The sequence below is a fragment of the Tianweitania sediminis genome, from assembly GCF_017813335.1.
Taxonomy (GTDB): domain Bacteria; phylum Pseudomonadota; class Alphaproteobacteria; order Rhizobiales; family Rhizobiaceae; genus Tianweitania; species Tianweitania sediminis.
Genome location: NZ_JAGIYY010000010.1, coordinates 64224 through 81903, shown reverse-complemented (window position 1 = coordinate 81903; position 17680 = coordinate 64224). Strand labels below are relative to the sequence as shown.

Annotated in this window: 9 protein-coding genes; 8 read left to right on the top strand and 1 reads right to left on the bottom strand. The window is 62.4% G+C overall.

Annotated features, from left to right (window positions below; genetic code table 11):
* Window positions 1-170 precede the first annotated feature (170 nt).
* The 8 genes from bcsA to J5Y06_RS20100 all read left to right on the top strand — a co-directional run bounded on the left by bcsA (window position 171) and on the right by J5Y06_RS20100 (window position 16517).
* Window positions 171-2384, top strand: coding sequence for a UDP-forming cellulose synthase catalytic subunit (gene bcsA, locus J5Y06_RS20135; protein WP_209336992.1), 2214 nt, complete (start codon window positions 171-173; stop codon window positions 2382-2384).
* Entirely contained in the window at window positions 2381-4798 is a 2418-nt protein-coding gene (locus J5Y06_RS20130; RefSeq protein ID WP_209336991.1) for a cellulose biosynthesis cyclic di-GMP-binding regulatory protein BcsB, read from the top strand. The genes bcsA and J5Y06_RS20130 overlap by 4 nt, the downstream gene beginning before the upstream one ends.
* 38 nt (window positions 4799-4836) lie before the next feature.
* Window positions 4837-5853, top strand: a complete 1017-nt coding sequence (locus J5Y06_RS20125) for a family 8 glycosyl hydrolase (RefSeq protein WP_385932017.1) — start codon at window positions 4837-4839, stop codon at window positions 5851-5853.
* On the top strand, window positions 5850-8267 hold the full coding sequence (locus J5Y06_RS20120; protein ID WP_209336989.1) for a cellulose synthase: 2418 nt from the start codon (window positions 5850-5852) through the stop codon (window positions 8265-8267). The genes J5Y06_RS20125 and J5Y06_RS20120 overlap by 4 nt, the downstream gene beginning before the upstream one ends.
* 153 nt (window positions 8268-8420) lie before the next feature.
* Window positions 8421-12092 (top strand): FecR domain-containing protein, encoded by a 3672-nt coding sequence (locus tag J5Y06_RS20115; protein ID WP_209336988.1) that lies wholly within the window; start codon window positions 8421-8423, stop codon window positions 12090-12092.
* On the top strand, window positions 12092-13936 hold the full coding sequence (locus J5Y06_RS20110) for a CHASE2 domain-containing protein (protein ID WP_209336987.1): 1845 nt from the start codon (window positions 12092-12094) through the stop codon (window positions 13934-13936). The genes J5Y06_RS20115 and J5Y06_RS20110 overlap by 1 nt, the downstream gene beginning before the upstream one ends.
* A gap of 85 nt (window positions 13937-14021) precedes the next feature.
* Window positions 14022-15335: a 30S ribosomal protein S12 methylthiotransferase RimO gene (rimO, locus tag J5Y06_RS20105; RefSeq protein WP_209336986.1), complete on the top strand. Its 1314-nt coding sequence runs from the start codon at window positions 14022-14024 to the stop codon at window positions 15333-15335.
* A 78-nt stretch (window positions 15336-15413) separates the two neighbouring features.
* Complete coding sequence (locus tag J5Y06_RS20100; protein WP_209336985.1) at window positions 15414-16517, top strand: acyltransferase family protein; 1104 nt, start codon at window positions 15414-15416, stop codon at window positions 16515-16517.
* 49 nt (window positions 16518-16566) lie between these two features.
* Here the strand turns inward: J5Y06_RS20100 and J5Y06_RS20095 are convergent, their stop codons facing one another.
* Window positions 16567-17637, bottom strand: a complete 1071-nt coding sequence (locus J5Y06_RS20095; RefSeq protein WP_209336984.1) for a BMP family ABC transporter substrate-binding protein — start codon at window positions 17635-17637, stop codon at window positions 16567-16569.
* Window positions 17638-17680 lie beyond the last annotated feature (43 nt).

Sequence of the window (17680 nt, the reverse complement as noted above, 5' to 3'; positions counted from 1 at the left end):
TTGTACCCTGCACCGTAAGGAAAGGTACACCAGAAGCGGCTTTGAGCCCGTCGGTTAACCGATCTTAACCGGCGATTAACCGAACATGTTCTTTGGTTCAGGAAAGCCGACTCTGGACGGACTGCGTGCAATCTCTTCCGCCAGCTGCGATCCGTGGGAGATCAGCCCAGATGCGAAAGTTAGGGATCATCGCGATCTGGGCAGTGATGTCGATCATCGTCCTGGCGCTCGTCACCCTCCCGATCAACCTGCGGGCCCAACTCATCGCGGGCCTTTTCGTGCTCGTGGTCATGATGGTGCTGAAGACCATCAAGCCGGAAGGCATCTGGAGGTTGATCTCGCTGGCCTTCGGCACCGCGATCGTTCTACGCTATGTGTATTGGCGCACCACGAGCACCCTGCCGCCCTTCAACCAGCCTGAAGATTTCATTCCAGGCTTCCTGCTGTACATGGCTGAAATGTACAGTGTCATGATGCTGGCCATCAGCTTGTTCGTGGTTGCGCTCCCGCTTCCATCCAAGCCGTCGCGCGCGAAAGCACAGGGCCAGAATCGCGAAAATCTTCCCACCGTCGACGTATTCATCCCCACCTACAACGAAGACGCCGATCTTCTTGCCAAGACCATCGCGGCCTGTGTGTCGATGGATTATCCCGCCGACAAGTTCAAGGTTTGGCTGCTGGACGACGGCGGAAGCGTGCAGAAGCGCAACTCTGCCAAGGTTGCGGATGCCCACGCAGCCGAAGCGCGCCACATCGAGCTGAAGCAGCTCGCCCAGGATCTGGGCGCAACATACATCACCCGTGAACGCAACGAGCATGCCAAGGCCGGCAATCTCAACAACGCTCTCGCTCACTCCACGGGCGATCTGATTGCGGTTTTCGACGCCGACCACGCTCCGGCGCGCGACTTCCTTCTGGAAACGGTGGGCTACTTCCTGGACGAGCCAAAGCTCTTCCTTGTGCAAACCCCGCATTTCTTCCTCAATCCAGACCCCCTGGAGCGAAACCTCCAGACTTTTGAGAAGATGCCGTCCGAAAATGAGATGTTTTACGGCATCATCCAGCGCGGGCTCGATAAGTGGGACGCATCCTTCTTTTGCGGGTCTGCGGCTGTTCTTTCGCGGAAGGCCCTCGCTGAAACCGGCGGCTTCAGCGGTGTCTCGATCACGGAAGACTGCGAAACGGCCCTGGCGCTCCACGCCAAGGGCTGGAAGTCCGTTTACATCGACCGCCCCTTGATTGCCGGTCTTCAGCCAGCAACTTTTGCAAGCTTTATCGGCCAGCGGAGCCGCTGGGCGCAGGGCATGATGCAGATCCTGCGCTATCGCTTCCCGCCCCTGAAGCGCGGCCTCTCCCTGCCGCAGCGTCTTTGCTACATGTCCTCGACGCTGTTCTGGCTGTTTCCGTTTCCGCGGGCCATCTTTCTGGTCGCGCCACTTTTCTACCTCTTCTTCGATCTTGAGATCTTCACCGCATCAGGCGGTGAGTTCATGGCCTATACGCTGACCTACATGATCGTGAACCTGATCATGCAGAACTACCTTTACGGGGCATTCCGCTGGCCCTGGATTTCCGAGCTTTATGAATATGTGCAAACGGTCCACCTGCTGCCGGCCGTGGTTTCGGTCATCCTTCATCCCAGCAAGCCGACCTTCAAGGTGACGGCGAAGGACGAGTCGATCTCAAAAAGCCGCTTGTCGGAGATCGCCGCGCCTTTCTTTATCATTTTCGCCGTGCTCCTCGTGGCGGTCGGCGTCACGATCTACCGCGTCATCACCGAACCCTACAAAGCCGATGTCACGCTGGTGGTGGGCGGCTGGAACCTGTTGAACCTCATCATGGCGGGCGCGGCGCTGGGCGTCGTTTCGGAGCGAGGCGAAAAGCAGATCACGCGGCGCATCAAGGTCAGCCGTCGCTGCGACTTCCAGATGGGGGATCGCTGGCTCCCCGGCACCATCGAGGACGTCAACGTGTATGGCGCGCGCATCGTGCTTTACGGCCATGATGCGTCGGCGGCCAAGATCAGCGACGTGTCAGGAGTTCGCTTCAAGACCTACTTCGATGCCGAGCAACATGTTCTGCCGATGACCGTGCGCAACGTGCGGACGCTGGGTGAAACAACCGCTGTCGGTTGCTTGTTTTCACCGGCTGCGCCCATGCACCAGAAACTGATCGCGGATCTCGTCTTTGCCGATTCAAGCCAGTGGACCCAGTTCCAGATGTCGCGTCGCGGCAATCCTGGACTGGTGCGGGGCTCGGTCCGGTTCTTTGGACTGGCGCTTTTCCAGACCTATCGCGGCCTCGTTTACCTGTTCCGCTCAACCCGCAGCGAGCAGGAAGCCGCGCTCACCCCGCCCAACGTGCAAGCAGTTGCCCATCAATGACCCGAACAGCCGCCCTGCTTGCATTGCTGCTTGCCTCCACCGGACTGGTGTCCAGCCAGCCGGCTCCATTCGACATGTCACCCGAAAGGAAGGCCTCTCCTCCCGTCAAGACCGAACCGCCAGCGCGGCAACCTGCAACTCCCGCACCAGCTGCAAAAGCGGCACCAGCTCCGAGCCCCGCCCCATCGAATGGGCAGCTCCCTGTTGCGCCCTCACCCGCGCCCATCGCCTCGAGGCCTGCCCCCTCGGGAACCCCCACCGATGCGACGTTACGGCGATACGTCATTCCCAGTGACCGCCTGTCACTGACCGGAGAAATTGATAGCAAGCAGTGGACCATACAACTCAGCGCGGAAGAAGCGGAAGCCGCAACCACGCTGAACGTGGCTTACCAGAACGCAATCGTTGTCGCGCCCGAGACCTCGGTGCTTCGGGTCTTCGTAAACGGCGTTCCGATCCTGGAAAACCCGGTAAAAAGCCCCGACGGCATCAGCGAAGTCGCTGTTCCGCTGCCTGCAGGCCTTGTCCGGCAAGGGTCGAACTTGATCACGATTGCAGCGCAGCAACGCCATCGAACAGACTGCACGATTGAATCCACCTACGAGCTCTGGACGGAGATCGCACCGGAACGGACGTATCTGTCATTCCGCGGCGACACCCGCCGCATGACGCGTTTGGAGGATGTTGCCAGCATCGGCGTCGATGCGGCCGGGAAAACCCGCTTCAACATCATCGCGCCCGGCATTGATGTTGTCACCGCAACCAAGCCCGTTTTACGTTTGGCAGAAGGTTTGGCCGTTTATGCCAACATGCCGAACCAGAGCGTCCAGATCACGCAAGAGGCGGTCAGGCCAGCAGGCTCCGGCAGCTTGAACATCGTGGTAGGCTTGCCGGCCGATGTCCAGCGCGTTCTGGCGGAGGTGCCCAACGGAGCTTCGGTTTCCCCCACGATCAGCTTCGTGGACGACCCGGAAACCGGCGCCGGAACAATGGTCGTGACCGGACCGACGTGGCAGGCCATCGAGACAGCGGTGGATACCATCACCACACCTGTTGATCGCCCCATAGACACCCAGCGCAGTGCTCTTTCAACGCAGGCTTGGCATTATCCGAATGCACCGATCTTCTTTTCCGGCGGCAAGCAAAGCTTCGCCAAACTTGGCGCGTCGACGCAGGAGTTTTCGGGGCGGCGCTTCAGAACAGAGATCCTGATCGGCATTCCAGCCGACTTCTACGCCAACGATTATGGCGAAGCCCGGATCCTGCTGGATGCCGCGTACACGGCCGACGTTCTGCCCGGCAGCCACATCGACGTTTATGTCAATGGCAACATCGCTTCGACGCTGCCGATCACAAGCGGCGGCGGCGCTATTTTGCGGCAGTTGCCGGTTTCGGTCACCATGCGGCACTTCCGGCCGGGCGCGAACACGATTGCCGTTGAAGCGCATCTGCGCACCGCGGCCGATGAAGCCTGCGTGCCGGGGGGCGAGGCCGATGCCGGAGGCCGCTTCGTTCTGTTCGACACCAGTAATTTCGAGATGCCTGACTTCGCCCGCATGGCTCAGGTTCCAAACCTCGCGGGCCTCGCTGGCACCGGCTTTCCTTACAACCGCTCGCCTCAGCCGACGCCTGTTGTGATCAATGGCGGCGGAACGGCTTCGCTTTCCACAGCCGCCACCTTTCTCGCCAAGATGTCGGTGGCGGCAGGTCGTCCCCTGGCCATCGAACCGGTCAGCTCGATGGCCATGGTCGGCGAGCGCGACGCCCTGTTCTTCGGGCCGATTTCGCAGTTCCAGCCTGAGGTGCTGGCTCAGGTCGGCATCGCGCCGCAAAGCCGCATGGCTTGGGGCGACGAAACAGCCTTGCCTCAGCCGGAAATCGATCTGCAGCAAACCACCGCGACGTTCGAAAAGTGGCGCGATCAACTGTCCAATGCCGGCTGGCGCGGGCAAGTCAGCTCCTTGCAGGAGTGGCTGAACCGGAACTTCGACATCACCCTGGAATCGCTGCGCTTGACGCCGCGCGGAGCTGACCAATTCACCCCTTCGGCTGAAACGTCCCTGCTGATCGCACAGCGGCCGGCACCGGACGATGAAGCCGTGTGGACCATGGTCACCGCCCCAACAGCAGATGCGCTGTGGGAGGGGGCTGAAGGTCTCGCGCAAACGCCCCAATGGAACCGGGTCGGCGGCGAAATGGTGCTGTTCAACGCTACAGAACAATCTACCTCGACGCACGCCGTCAGCACCTTCAATTTCCGCCCTACCGGTCCACTGACGTTCGCCAATGTGCGCCTGGTGGTCGCCAACTGGCTTTCGGGCAACGTGCTTTCCTTCGCGGCCGCGTTGTTTGTGGCTTGCATGCTCCTCGGCGTGGCGACTTTGCTGTTGCTGCAGAATCTTGGGCGACGCTGATGACCAACCGCCTCGTTTCAGCTGTTATCGGCGCGCTCATGATGATCATGGCGTCTCCTGCCAACGCACAACCCGTCGCCGTCACGCCCGGCACAATCACCGCTGCGGAATGGAGCGCCTTCAAGAACAGCTTCGTCGAAGGCACGGGCCGGGTCGTCGACACCGGCAATGGAGGAATCAGCCATTCCGAGGGACAGGGCTATGGGCTGCTTCTGGCTTTTTTGGCAAACAGCGCCCCGGATTTCGACCAGATCTGGTCTTTCACGAAAACAGAGCTTCTGCTGCGCGATGATGGTTTGGCGGCGTGGCGGTGGGAGCCGGGAAAAACGCCACATGTATCGGACCCCAACAATGCCAGCGACGGCGATGTTCTGATCGCTTACGCCTTGTCTCTGGCCGGCGAGGCGTGGCAGCGCGCAGACTTGGCTGCGGCTGCGCAAGGGCTGATAGCCGCGATCGGACGCGAGGTCGTGATCCCGTTAAACAGCAGCATCACCCTTCTTCCGGCAGCCAACGGCTTTGGCCGCGACGATCGGCCTGACGGTCCGGTGGTAAACCCGTCCTACTGGGTGTTCGAAGCCTTCACCCGCTTTGCCAGCCAGGACAAGGCAACAGACTGGAAGGCGCTTGCGCGTGCCGGTCAGGCTCTCGTAAAGAACGCTCGCTTCAGCGAGCGTCAGCTTCCTCCAGAGTGGGTGTCGCTGAAGCAGCGGCCGACTCCCGCCGAGGGTTTTGCAGTCGAGTTCGGCTACAACGCCATCCGCATTCCACTCTATCTTCTGCGCGCCGGCATCGACGATCCCGCCCTGTTGCGACCGTTCGCGGAAGATGCGGGCGGCGCTGGCCTGAGCCTTGTGGATCTCAAAACCGGCCGCACCCACACGACCCTCACTGATCCCGGCTATCGCATTATCCCGGCGCTTGTTGCCTGCGTTCTGGATGGCACGGCGCTGCCGGAGGATCTGCTCGAGTTCACGCCGACCGCTTACTACCCATCGACCCTGCATCTCCTGTCGCTTGCCCATTTGCGCGCCTTGCCGGGAGGATGCGCATGAAAACCGCTCTGATCGCCACGGCCCTTGCAACAAGCCTGAGCACGGCTCTCGTGCTGCGCGCGATGGAGCCGGCACCGACGGCTCCTGCGCCCCCGAAAAGGGCGGCAAGAGCCATGCTCGATGCGGCAACAACCAGCGCGCTGCCCGCTTCAAAGTTTGAACTGACGCAAAGCCAATCCAGCACGCCCGAGGGAACGACTGGCTCGCCGCCGGCGGGCTCTGGGAGGGTGCTGCGCATGGCTGCCCCCCAAAACCTGGAGCGCTTTTCCGCCTTTCTCGGCGAGCAAAAGCGCCCGTCCACCTCTGCTACGCCGGCTCCTGTGATGCTGGCACAAGCGGACAGCGCCGCAACCGCGCAAAACGCTGCAACGACCGCTCCCGACGTCAGCCAGCCGCAAGTGGACGAAACAGCCTTGCGCTACTTCGCTCGCGAAGGCGACCAGCGCCGCCTGGAAGCCGAGATCGCGCGTTTGCGCACGCTTTACCCCAACTGGACACCGCCCGCGGATCCACTCGCGGTGCCAGCCGTCAGCGATCCGCAACTCGATGCGATGTGGCAACTCTACGCCCAAGGCCGGTATGCGGAACTGCGCAAGGCCATTTCCGATCGGCAGGCAGCAGATCCCGCCTGGACGACTCCAACAGACCTGCTGGACCGCGTCGAAGTCGCCGAAGCGCGTGAGCGACTGGTGAACGCCTCTGATCTGAAGCAGTTCGAAACCGTGGTTCGAACGGCCTCCGAGACACCGAGCCTCCTGACTTGCAGCGAAGTCGACGTTTTGTGGCGCGTGGCAGAAGCCTTCGCGCAAACAGACCGGCCCGAGCGGGCCCGAGACGCATACAAATACGTCCTCGACAACTGCGACAATGCGGAAGAGCGCGTTGCGACCGTTGAGAAAGCCATTCCGCTTCTGCCGCGCACCTTGGTCGACGAACTTTTGGCAACCGCACGTCCGGGCAGCGATGAGTTCGCGGCCGCCCGTTTGTCGCTCGCCCGCAAATCGGTTGCGGATGCCGGTGAAGATCCGTCCCTAACTGTTCAGGACGACGAACTGCAGGCAGTCACCGCCGCCGCAGAACCCGAAGCGGGCACTGCGTCGGATGCGCGGCTTCTTGGCTGGTATTATCTTCGTCGGGATCGCCCGCAAGACGCGCAGCGATGGTTCTCCACTGCGCGGGAGCGCGAGGATACGGCGGAGGCCTCGCAGGGGCAGGCTCTTGCCCTCGTTGCTCAGGACAAGCCGGGTGAAGCGGAAGAGGTGCTTTACAAGTGGCGTGATGAAAATGACGAGATCGGCCGGGTCTACATGGCTGCGGTCGCCAACTACCTTGCCACGGAACCGCGGGTTGCCATCGATCCCGCTGTTTTGACGCGCATGGCGGGCGAAACGGCAGAAGTGAAGGACGCTGCGGCGGCGCAGCAGTTTGGCTGGTATGCGCGTGACCTGAACCAGCATCAAACGGCCGGCCAGTGGTTTCAAACAGCACTCGGCTGGAAGCCTGACGATGAAGCGTCGGCTTATGGTCTCGCGCTGACCCGTAATATTCTGGGCGACCACGCCGGTGTTCGGGAAATCCAGCGCCTCTGGGCCGGCCGTTCCGAGCGGATCGCCGACTTGGGCGAAGACCGGCGCCAAAGGCCGGCACGCCCGGCGCGTTCGAGCGTTGCCTCCCCCGCGGGCGAAACGGCCTCTTCGTCGCAGGAATTGCAATCGGCCCCGCCGGTAACCGTGCAAACGCCGCAGGCCGCGGTGGAGCGATTTGCGGGAGCCCCAGCGCACGAGGCGAGCGGCGCTGCGCCGCTTCCCCAGGCGTATACCGCCGCCCTAACTGGACCGCGCGCAGCATCGCCCGCAACCGCATCGGGCAGCGCAGCACCCAGAGCCCGAACGCCGCAGGGACGCGGCTGCGCCACCACGGATCTTTACAACCAGCTATCTGGCCAAGCCGCCTTGGCGCGTGGCTGGTGCCTGATGGACCTCAACCGGCCGCTTGAGGCGACCGATGCGTTCGAGCGCGCCCTGCAAACCGGGAATGCTGCCGTTCAACGCGACGCGGCCTATGGCCAGTCGCTGGCTTATCTGCGCCGCAACCTTGTTGATGACGCGGCCGTTGCGGCGGTCAAGGCACCGCAACCCAGCGACCGCACGCATCAGCTCGAAGTCGACATTCTGACGCAGCGCGCCACCGGCTTCTTCGAACAGGAACGCTATAACGAGGCGCTTCTGGCTCTGGATCAGCGTTCCCGCCTTGCAACTGAGCGCACCGACCTCATGGTTCTGCGTGGATATGCTTACCTGAATATGCAGCGCTTGAATGACGCGGAGCGGGTCTTTCGCGCAGTTGCTGCCGTAGGCAACCGGGAAGGCCTGAAGGGGCTTGCTGCCGTGAACGCAACCCGCGGACGTCCCTGACCTGCTGCACCAGGATCAGTGTGCGATTGCCGCAACAAGATCTTGTTCTTTTCTGCTGCTGCTGATGAGAAGATATTGACGAAGTGACCTTGCGGCAGAATAAGGCTGCCGAAGGGGACGCTTGAGGGAGCGTCGGCCGAGGGGTGGCTTTTCATGCGTTCTTTGCCGTTCGTTGGCTTGTTTCTTGCCGGCTCAATGCTTGCTGGCTCGGCTTCTGCTGAAATCCTTCCGCGCACGCAGGGTGTCGCAGGCGCGGTGATCGCCCGCAAAACGGGTGAAGAAGCGAAGTTCATCGAAATCCCAGCCTGGCGCACGGTCGACATCAATCAGGACGTGGTGGCTGGAGACATCCTGCGCACCAACGCCAACGGCAATCTTGCGGTTCTGTTTTCGGATCGCACGCAGATGCGGCTTGGTCGAAACACGACCTTGCTGGTGAAGCAGGTGGGCGCCACCAGCGATTCAGCCTTCGAGCTTCAGTCAGGGACGCTGTGGGCCCGCGCCGAACGGGGCGGCGCAGGCTTGACGATCGACACGCCGGCAGCCGCTGCCGCTATCCGCGGAACCGATTGGACGATGTCGGTGAACGGGGACACCACATCGCTGATCGTCCTTGAGGGGCGAATCGACTTCTCCAATCCGCAAGGTTCGGTGTCCTTGACGGCGGGCGAAGCTGCAACGGCGACGATCGGTCAAGCACCCTCGAAGACCGTTGTGACGGACTCCGATGACCGCGAGCAGATGCAGTTCTACTTCTCGCTGCGCGGCCGCGATACCAACACCATCCTTCCGGCAACCACTCTTCCCGGCACGGCTCTTGGCTCCGAGCGGGGACGGATCGAGGCGCTCCCGCCCGCGGCGCGCAGCACGGAAGATTGGCTCGCTCTGGCCGAAATCCGGTTGCAATTCGACGGCCCCGAAGCAGCCGTGGCGGCCGCCGACGAAGCAGAGCGGCGGGGACTAACCGGAGCGCAGCAAGCGCGCGTCGCCCTTGTTCGCGCCAATGCGGCTTACCAGACGGGACGCTATGCCGAAGCCGCTGCGCTTTACGAGCGGGCGCTGCCCGGCCTCGACGCCGAGCGGCGATCCGTGGCGCGGTTTGGCGGATATTTCGCCCGCTCCCTCGCCAATCCCGACCTGCAGGAAGAGCCACCATCGGGCGGGATCGTAGGCGTGGGCGGCGCGATCGCCGACGCCGTCACAAAGGCTTATATCGAGGGTTTGCCGGCGGGCATCGAGGTGCTTCGCAGAGCCGAACAGCGCTACCCGCAGGAATCTTCCCTGCCGGCGATCCGTTCCCGATTTGCTTTGCTGATCGACGACCGCGAACAAGCGGAAGAAGCGATCGCCCGCGCGCTTTCGCTTGACCCTCAAGACACGTTCGCGCTGGAAACCCGCTCCTACTACAGAGCTGGCATCAAGGGCGATGTCGAGGGGGCGCTGAGTGACGCCGAGCTCGCTGTTTCGATTGCACCCGGCTCTGCAACGCTTTGGAACACGCTGGGGCTTGCCCAATCCCAGCGCGGGGCGCTTCGCGAGTCCGTGGCTTCCATGCAAAAGGCGATCGCGCTTGATGCGGCTGATCCCCTGACGCGCACCAATCTTGCCTTCATCTACATGGAAGAAAACCGCTTCGCGGAGGCCAAGGAGCAGATCGATATCGCGCTTCAGCTTGATCCTTCTCTCGATGCGGCGCTTGCCGCACGCGGTCGGTACTACCTCCAAACCAACGACCACGCGAAAGCACAACAGGATCTGCTCGCCGCCACCACCGCCAACCCGGCGTCCGCCCAGAGCCTTCTTCTCCTGGCCGCGGCATACTACCAGTCGGGCAATCCTGTTGCGGGGGAACAAGCGCTCGACAACGCGGATCGGCTAGACCGCAACGATCCTGTGATCGCATCCGTGCGCACGGCGATCGCCGTGGATGAATTCCGCGCCGACGATGCAATCATCGCGGCGCAGGATGCCCTCAAGCGTACGCGGGACCGAGGCGGAGATTACGCCGCGCTCAGCGCCAGCCGTGATGCCGGCTCCACTCTCAACGACGCTTTCCGGCTGCTCAACCTCAACGCTTGGGGACGCTTCTACGGCGATGCGGTCTTCGACCCCTTTTCCGGCTCGTCCTACTTCGATCAGAGTCTTGCGGGTTCTGTAAACCCGTTCATCAACAACCTCCGGTTCGGCAACGTGCCCACCGAACCTGAAACGAACGACACCTCGGCGTCATCGCTGCTGCAGGGCCTGCTGCTCAGCCCGCAATCGCTTGCGGCTCCTTCCGGAAGCCCGACGGCGCTGCTTTACCCGTTCCTGGAGGTGCTCGCGGGTGGCGGCGTCACAGTGGATAATGGCGATGTCGGCTGGCAAGCCTCGCTCGAGGTCCAGGGCTTTGCCGCTGGCCCGATCCCGACCAGTCTTTACGTGAATGTGGAGGGCCTTGAGGCCGGCTCCTTGCGCGGCGACGATCCGGTTGAAACGGGACAGTATCGTCTCGATGACCGGTCCATCACCGGCACCGGCTACATCGCATCGCGGCCGACACTCAACGACACGGTGGTTGGCTACGTCACGTCGCAGAACTTCGAATTCGATCTCCGCGTGATCACGCCTGAGATCTTCGTTCCTTTTTTCGGAGAAAGCGTGCCGCAATCGGGTGATGCACGCAGCACGAACGCCGGTGTGGCTTGGGCGCACACCTTCGGCTACCACAATGTTGCGACAGTCGGGTTCCTGACAAACCTGCTCGACGAAAACTCGTCGGTTGATACGCCTTTCATCACCGCAGATGGTGACGCGCTTCTGCCGCGTACCGAAATCGAGAACAGCCAGCAAACTTACATTGGGGCCTTCAACCACTCTCTGGAGCTTGGCGCCGTTACGCTCCGCTATGGCGTGGAAGCCGGGACAATCCGCGGCGACACAATGACGGCGATCTTCGTGCCTCCCGTGCCCCCGCTTGAGGAGGACGTGTCCACATTCGAAACGGACCTGGACACGCGCCGCGCCTATCTTGATGCGCTTTACGAGATCACCCCAGACCTGAAGGTCGAAGCGGGATTGTTCGGCACGTCCTTGCAAGGGGAGTTCACAGGAACGGATGTCGACGAAGAGCGGCTCGAGCCGCGTGTCGGCATCGCGTGGGCCCCCCTCGAAGGCCAATATCTCCGCGCCGGCTTTTTGCGGGAGTCTTCGGTTCTGAGTTCAACCACTCTGGCGCCGATCGGCGTGGTGGGCTTGCAGTCGAACCAGGCACGCTTGGCCCCGAACGGCTATATGGACACGATCGCAACGCGCTGGGAATCGCAGTGGACGCAGCGCTTGTTCACGGCCGTTGATTATCAGCATCAGGAGTTTCACGATCAGACGATCGGCATTCCCGCAACGGCTGACACAATCAGCCTTTCCGAAGGTCGGCTCGATCGGGTCAGCGCCACTGCCAATGTCTGGATCGGTGGTGGTCTCGGTGCCTTTGCCACTTACGCCTACACGGACAGCTCAAACGAGGATCCAGACAGCGTCGGCTTTGGCCAACCTCTCGCGTTCGTCCCCGAGCACAGCGGCCGCGTGGGGCTTACTTATGTTCATCCGAGCAACGTCAAGGCCACGCTCGCGGCGACCTATGTCGGTGATCGCGCGGGTGATGAAGCGGGAACGGAGATCGACGGCTACTGGAGCACGGACGCTTTCCTGACCTGGGAACCGTTCGACAAGCGCCTCGTGCTTGATCTTGCCGCCTACAACCTGCTGGACGAGGATTTCGAGATAGCGCCGCGGACACCGGGCTGGGGCCGCACCTTTGTCGGCTCGCTGAAGGTCCGATTCTGATGAACCCGCGGCGTCCGTGGTGGCGCCCGTCGACACGCCGCCGCCACCGCGAAAACAGAAGACTTGGCATCCTCCTGCTGGCGGCAGCAGCCGCCATTCTCGCGGGCGCGCTCGGCCACCTCGCCCCATGGCAACTCCTCGAAGCGCGGGCCTTCGACTATCTGTCGACGATCGACCCGCCGAGACCAACGGCAGCCAGCCCGATCATTGTTGCGATCGATGAGCCATCGCTCGCTGAAATCGGCCTGCAGTGGCCATGGCCGCGGGATCTGCACGGACAGCTTGTCAGCCAGCTGCGCGCAGCTGGTGCCAAGGCGGTCGGCCTCGACATCATCTTCGCCGAACCCTCCAACATTCGGTCCGATGCCGTCCTTGCGGCTAACGTCGGGCCGGATGTGGTGCTGGCTGGCGATGAAACCTTCGTTGAGGATCCGCATGGCACGCAACACGTGCGGGTGGAGCCGCTGGCGCAGTTTACCGAAGCCGGCGCGCGCACCGGTATTGCATCGATCTCCCCGGATGGCGACGGTATCTTGCGCCGCTTGCCGGGCTACGAAGACGGGTTCGCGCGAGCATTGCTCGAGGCCGCCGGCACTGCCGTTCCCCCTGCGCTAGGACGCATGATGCAGGTGCTTGGCCCGGCGCGCACCTTCACCACCGTGTCCTACTACCAGGCGTTAGACCCCGACGCTTTCCTGCCGCCGAATTTCTTCCGCGACCGCGTTGTGATGGTGGGCTTGAGCCTGCAGAACGCGCCGACGCTCGACCAGAAGGGCTCGGATGCTTATCCGACGTCGGCGACGCTGCGAACCGGCCGACTGGTGCCGGGCGTAGAGATTCAGGCCACCATCTATGACAACCTCGCGCAGGGGCACGCGATCGCACGAGCGCCAGCCTGGCTGCTGTTCGCCACCGGGATATGCGGTGCGCTTCTGGCGGCGGGGCTTGTTTGGCGCGGCACTGGATGGCGCACTCTGCTTGGCGTCGCCGGTGGGATGCTCGTGATCGGCCTTGGCGCGTTCCTGGCGATGCGCTTCGGCCGCATCTTCGTGCCACCGCTTGCTCCAGCCCTCGCGCTCACGGTTGTTGCCGGCAGCCAGAGCCTCCTGGACTACGCCTCCGAACGGCAATTGCGCAAAGGAATTACGCGCGCCTTTTCGCAGTACCTTTCGCCTGCCTTGGTGGACCGGCTGGCCAGCAATCCCGATCTCCTGAAGCTCGGCGGTGAACTGCGGACCATCACGGTGCTGTTTTGCGACATTCGCGGTTTCACCACGATTGCCGAAGCGATGAAGGACGACCCGGAGCGTTTGACGCGCCTCATCAACCGGCTGCTGACACCACTGTCCAACGTGGTCATGGCTCACGGCGGCACGATCGACAAATACATCGGCGACTGCCTGATGGCGTTCTGGAATGCGCCGCTGGATGATCCCGACCATGCCTTGCACGCCGTCAAGGCGTCGCGCGAGATGGTGCAGGCGGTCGCCGAGCTCAACCTTGTGCTCGCCCGCGAAGCGCAAGAGCGCGGCGAAGCGGCAGCGGTGCTGAATGTGGGGATCGGCATCAACACGGGCGCTTGCGTTGTTGGAAACATGGGCTCCGAGCAGCGCTTCGATTATTCCGCGCTGGGCGATGCGGTGAACCTAGCGTCGCGGCTGGAGGGATCGTCGAAGGAGCTCGGCGTGCCGGTCGTGATCGGCGAAGCCACCGCCTTGGCGGCAGCCGAACAGATCGAGCTGGCGCCGCTTCGCCCTATCCTGGTCAAGGGCCGAACAGCGGCGACGATGGTCTACACCCTGGCTGAAATGCGACCGGCAGCCGACCCCGCACTGGTCGCCTGACGCGCCTGTGACGGCGTGGCGCGTGACAAGGCGCCTGTTGTCGTGTAAAGGCCCGCCCTTCTCCGATCACCTCCGAAAGTCGTTCATGTCCGCTCCGCGCGTCAGCTTCGTCAGCCTTGGCTGCCCCAAGGCCCTGGTGGATTCCGAAAGGATCATCACGCGCCTTCGCGCCGAGGGTTATGAGATTTCGCGCAAGCATGACGGCGCCGATCTCGTGGTGGTGAACACATGCGGCTTCCTCGACTCCGCGCGTGACGAGTCGCTCAACGCGATCGGTTCGGCCATGAACGAGAACGGCCGCGTGATCGTCACCGGTTGCCTTGGCGCCGAGCCGGAGGTGATCCGGCAAAGGCACCCCAACGTTCTGGCGATTACTGGTCCGCAGGCCTATGAAAGCGTCATGGCAGCGGTGCATGAAGCTGCGCCGCCCGTGCATGATCCCTTCGTTGACCTCGTCCCGCCGCAGGGTATCAAGCTGACTCCGCGCCACTACGCCTACCTGAAGATATCCGAAGGCTGCTCGAACCGCTGTTCCTTTTGCATCATCCCGGCTTTGCGCGGGGATCTGGTTTCGCGCCCGGCAGCCGATGTGCTGCGTGAAGCCGAAAAGCTCGCCAAGGCGGGCGTCAAGGAACTGCTGGTGATCTCGCAAGATACCAGCGCCTACGGCATCGACCTCAGATACCAGACAAGCCTGCTGGGCGACCGCGAGGTCCGTGCCAAGTTCATCGACCTGGCGCGTGAACTCGGCGAGATGGGCATCTGGGTGCGCATGCACTACGTTTATCCCTATCCGCATGTCGATGACGTCATTCCGCTGATGGCGGAAGGCAAGATCCTGCCTTACCTCGACATCCCATTTCAGCATGCCTCGCCGGCCGTTCTGAAGAACATGAAGCGCCCCGCTCATGCCGAGAAAACAGCCGGCCGCATTACCAAATGGCGGGAAACCTGCCCGGATCTTGCGGTGCGCTCGACCTTCATCGTGGGCTTTCCGGGTGAAACGGACGAGGATTTCGAGCTCCTGCTCCAATGGCTGGACGAAGCGAAGATCGATCGCGCAGGCTGCTTCAAATACGAACCGGTGAAGGGTGCGCGCGCCAACGACCTCGGCTTGCCGCAAGTGCCGGAAGAGGTCAAAAGTTCGCGCTGGCACCGCTTCATGGCCCGGCAACAGAAGATTTCGGCAAACCAGTTGCAGAAGAAGGTCGGCAAGCGCTTGCCGGTGATCATCGATCAATCTGATGGACTGACGGCAGTCGGGCGCACCAAGTATGACGCGCCGGAAATCGATGGCGTCATTAAGCTGAGCGCGCGCCGACCCTTGCGGGTGGGCGACATCGTCACTGCCAAGGTGGAACGCGCCGAAGCCTATGATCTCCACGGCACCGTGTCCTAGGGGCCTGGCATTTACCTTCTCTTAAGGTTTCCATCTCGAGCAATTCTCGCGGTGCGGGGGTTCGGCTAGGGTCTGCTCATGACCCGACACCCCACTGCCGAACCCCTCGCCTCTACGTCCGGTCGCCTGGCAGCCCTCGACCTGCTGCGGCTGGTGGCGGCGCTTGGCGTGGTGGCATTTCATTATCTTTTCCGTGGCTCTGCGGGAGAGCCATTTCTCGACGCCGGCTATCCTGAACTGGCGCCGTTCGCCCTCTATGGCTATCTCGGCGTCAGCCTGTTCTTCGCCATCAGCGGCTTCGTGATTGCCTGGTCTGCGGAAGGGCGGGATTGGATCGGCTTCGCCACCTCTCGCTTCACCCGGCTTTACCCTGGCTTCCTGATTGGCATGACCGCCAGCTTCCTTGTTCTTTTTGCCGTCGGTGACAGCCGTTTGCCTGTGACGCCGGAGCAATGGGCGGCGAACCTGGTGATCCTTTCGCCGGCGCTGGGGCAGCCTTTCGTCGATGGCGTGTACTGGTCCATCGTTCTGGAACTCGTCTTCTACGGCTGGGTGACGCTCGCGCTCGCCACAGGTCAGTTCCAGAAGCGTCCTCTCGTCCTCGTCGCTGGATGGTTGCTCCTGGCCGCCGTCAATGAGTTCGTGATCGACCATCCCGTTCTGCGCATGGTGTTCATCACGGAATATGCCGGCTGGTTTGCCGGGGGCATCGTCAGCTACCAGATCCTTGCCAAACGCTCTCCCCCATCGGCCTCGCGCTGGCTTCTTGCCGGAGCCTTCCTGCTTGCTTTGGCCACCTCTTTCCGCGGGCGGTCGTGGATGCTGGAGCACTATGGAACAGCCTTGACCGAAACACAGCTGTCCCTCGGCGTCGTCGCTGCGTTTGCGCTCTTCCTGCTGGCGGTGACACTCGGACGGCGCGTGCCTGCGTCGAAAACAACGCTCCTGCTCGGTGGGCTCACTTACCCGCTGTACCTCCTGCACCAGAACATCGGCTACCTCGGGCTCAATGCGCTGACGCCTTCCATGGGTCGCTGGCAAGCCGTCCTTCTGGTCACGGCGGCGATGCTGACGGCTTCATTGCTCTTCTGGAAGTATGGGGAAACGCCACTCCGCCATTGGCTGCAGGGTCGACTGGCAAGGCTTGCCGCCTCCGGCTTCCTCCGTCTCAGCCCGCGTTAGAAACAAAAAGAGCGCCCGCAGGCGCTCTTCCCGTCATGCTCTTGGCAGATCACTTCGGCAGCTGGTCGTCCACGCCTTCCACGTAGAAGTTCAAGCCGGCCAGGGTCTTGTCGTCGGCGTTTTCTCCGGCAGCGAGCCACTGGGTGCCGTCCTGCTTGTTGATCGGGCCGGTGAACGGCTTGAGTTCGCCCGACTTGATCTTCGCCTCGGTTTCTTCCGCCATCGCCTTCACGTCGTCCGGCATGTTCGTGTAGGGCGCCATGCTGAGAATGCCTTCCGCCAGACCGTCCCAGATATTTCCGGACGTCCATGTGCCGTCCATCACAGCCTTGATACGCTTCACGTAGTAAGGACCCCAGGTGTCCAGGATTGCCGTCAGCTGTGTTTCAGGACCAGCCTTGATCATGTCCGAAGCCTGACCGAAAGCCTTGATGCCGCGTTCCGCTGCTACCTGCATCGGTGCGGTTGAGTCGGTGTGCTGCGTCATGACGTCAACACCCTGGTCGATCAGCACCTTGGCCGCGTCCGCTTCCTTCCCAGCATCGAACCAGGTGTTGGCCCAAACAACCTTCACCTTGAAGTCCGGGTTCACGGACTGGGCACCGAGCACAAACGCGTTGATGCCCATCACGACTTCGGGGATCGGGAAGGACGCGATATAGCCGGCGACACCCTTCTCCGACATCTTTGCTGCGATCTGCCCCTGGATGTAGCGGCCCTCATAGAAGCGTGCATTGTAGACGGCGAGGTTATCCGCCGTCTTGTAGCCTGTGGCATGCTCGAACTTCACGTCCGGGAACTTCTGCGCCACGGCCACCGTCTGGTCCATGAAGCCGAAGGACGTGGCGAAAACAATGTCGCAGCCGGAACGCGCCAAGCGCTCGATGGCGCGCTCGGCGTCGGGGCCTTCCGGCACGTTTTCCACAAAGGCCGTTTCAACCTGATCGCCCAGTTCGGCATCAACCTGTTGACGGCCGATGTCGTGCGCTTGGGTCCATCCGCCGTCGGTTTTTGAGCCGATGTAAACGAAGCAAGCTTTCGTCTTGTCCTGTGCGAGCGCGGGCGCGGCGACTGAGGCCATCAACATGGCGCTCGACACGCCGAGGAGCAGTTTCTTCATTGTGTTCTCCTGTGGGAAGTGGGGGGAAGATGGTTGATCGCGC

Excerpts from the sequence above, each read along its gene's own strand:
- bcsA (WP_209336992.1), top strand. The coding sequence starts at position 171 with ATGCGAAAGTTAGGGATCATCGCGATCTGGGCAGTGATGTCGATCATC.
- J5Y06_RS20130 (WP_209336991.1), top strand. The coding sequence starts at position 2,381 with ATGACCCGAACAGCCGCCCTGCTTGCATTGCTGCTTGCCTCCACCGGA.
- J5Y06_RS20125 (WP_385932017.1), top strand. The coding sequence starts at position 4,837 with ATGATGATCATGGCGTCTCCTGCCAACGCACAACCCGTCGCCGTCACG.
- J5Y06_RS20120 (WP_209336989.1), top strand. The coding sequence starts at position 5,850 with ATGAAAACCGCTCTGATCGCCACGGCCCTTGCAACAAGCCTGAGCACG.
- J5Y06_RS20115 (WP_209336988.1), top strand. The coding sequence starts at position 8,421 with ATGCGTTCTTTGCCGTTCGTTGGCTTGTTTCTTGCCGGCTCAATGCTT.
- J5Y06_RS20110 (WP_209336987.1), top strand. The coding sequence starts at position 12,092 with ATGAACCCGCGGCGTCCGTGGTGGCGCCCGTCGACACGCCGCCGCCAC.
- rimO (WP_209336986.1), top strand. The coding sequence starts at position 14,022 with ATGTCCGCTCCGCGCGTCAGCTTCGTCAGCCTTGGCTGCCCCAAGGCC.
- J5Y06_RS20100 (WP_209336985.1), top strand. The coding sequence starts at position 15,414 with ATGACCCGACACCCCACTGCCGAACCCCTCGCCTCTACGTCCGGTCGC.
- J5Y06_RS20095 (WP_209336984.1), bottom strand. The coding sequence starts at position 17,637 with ATGAAGAAACTGCTCCTCGGCGTGTCGAGCGCCATGTTGATGGCCTCA.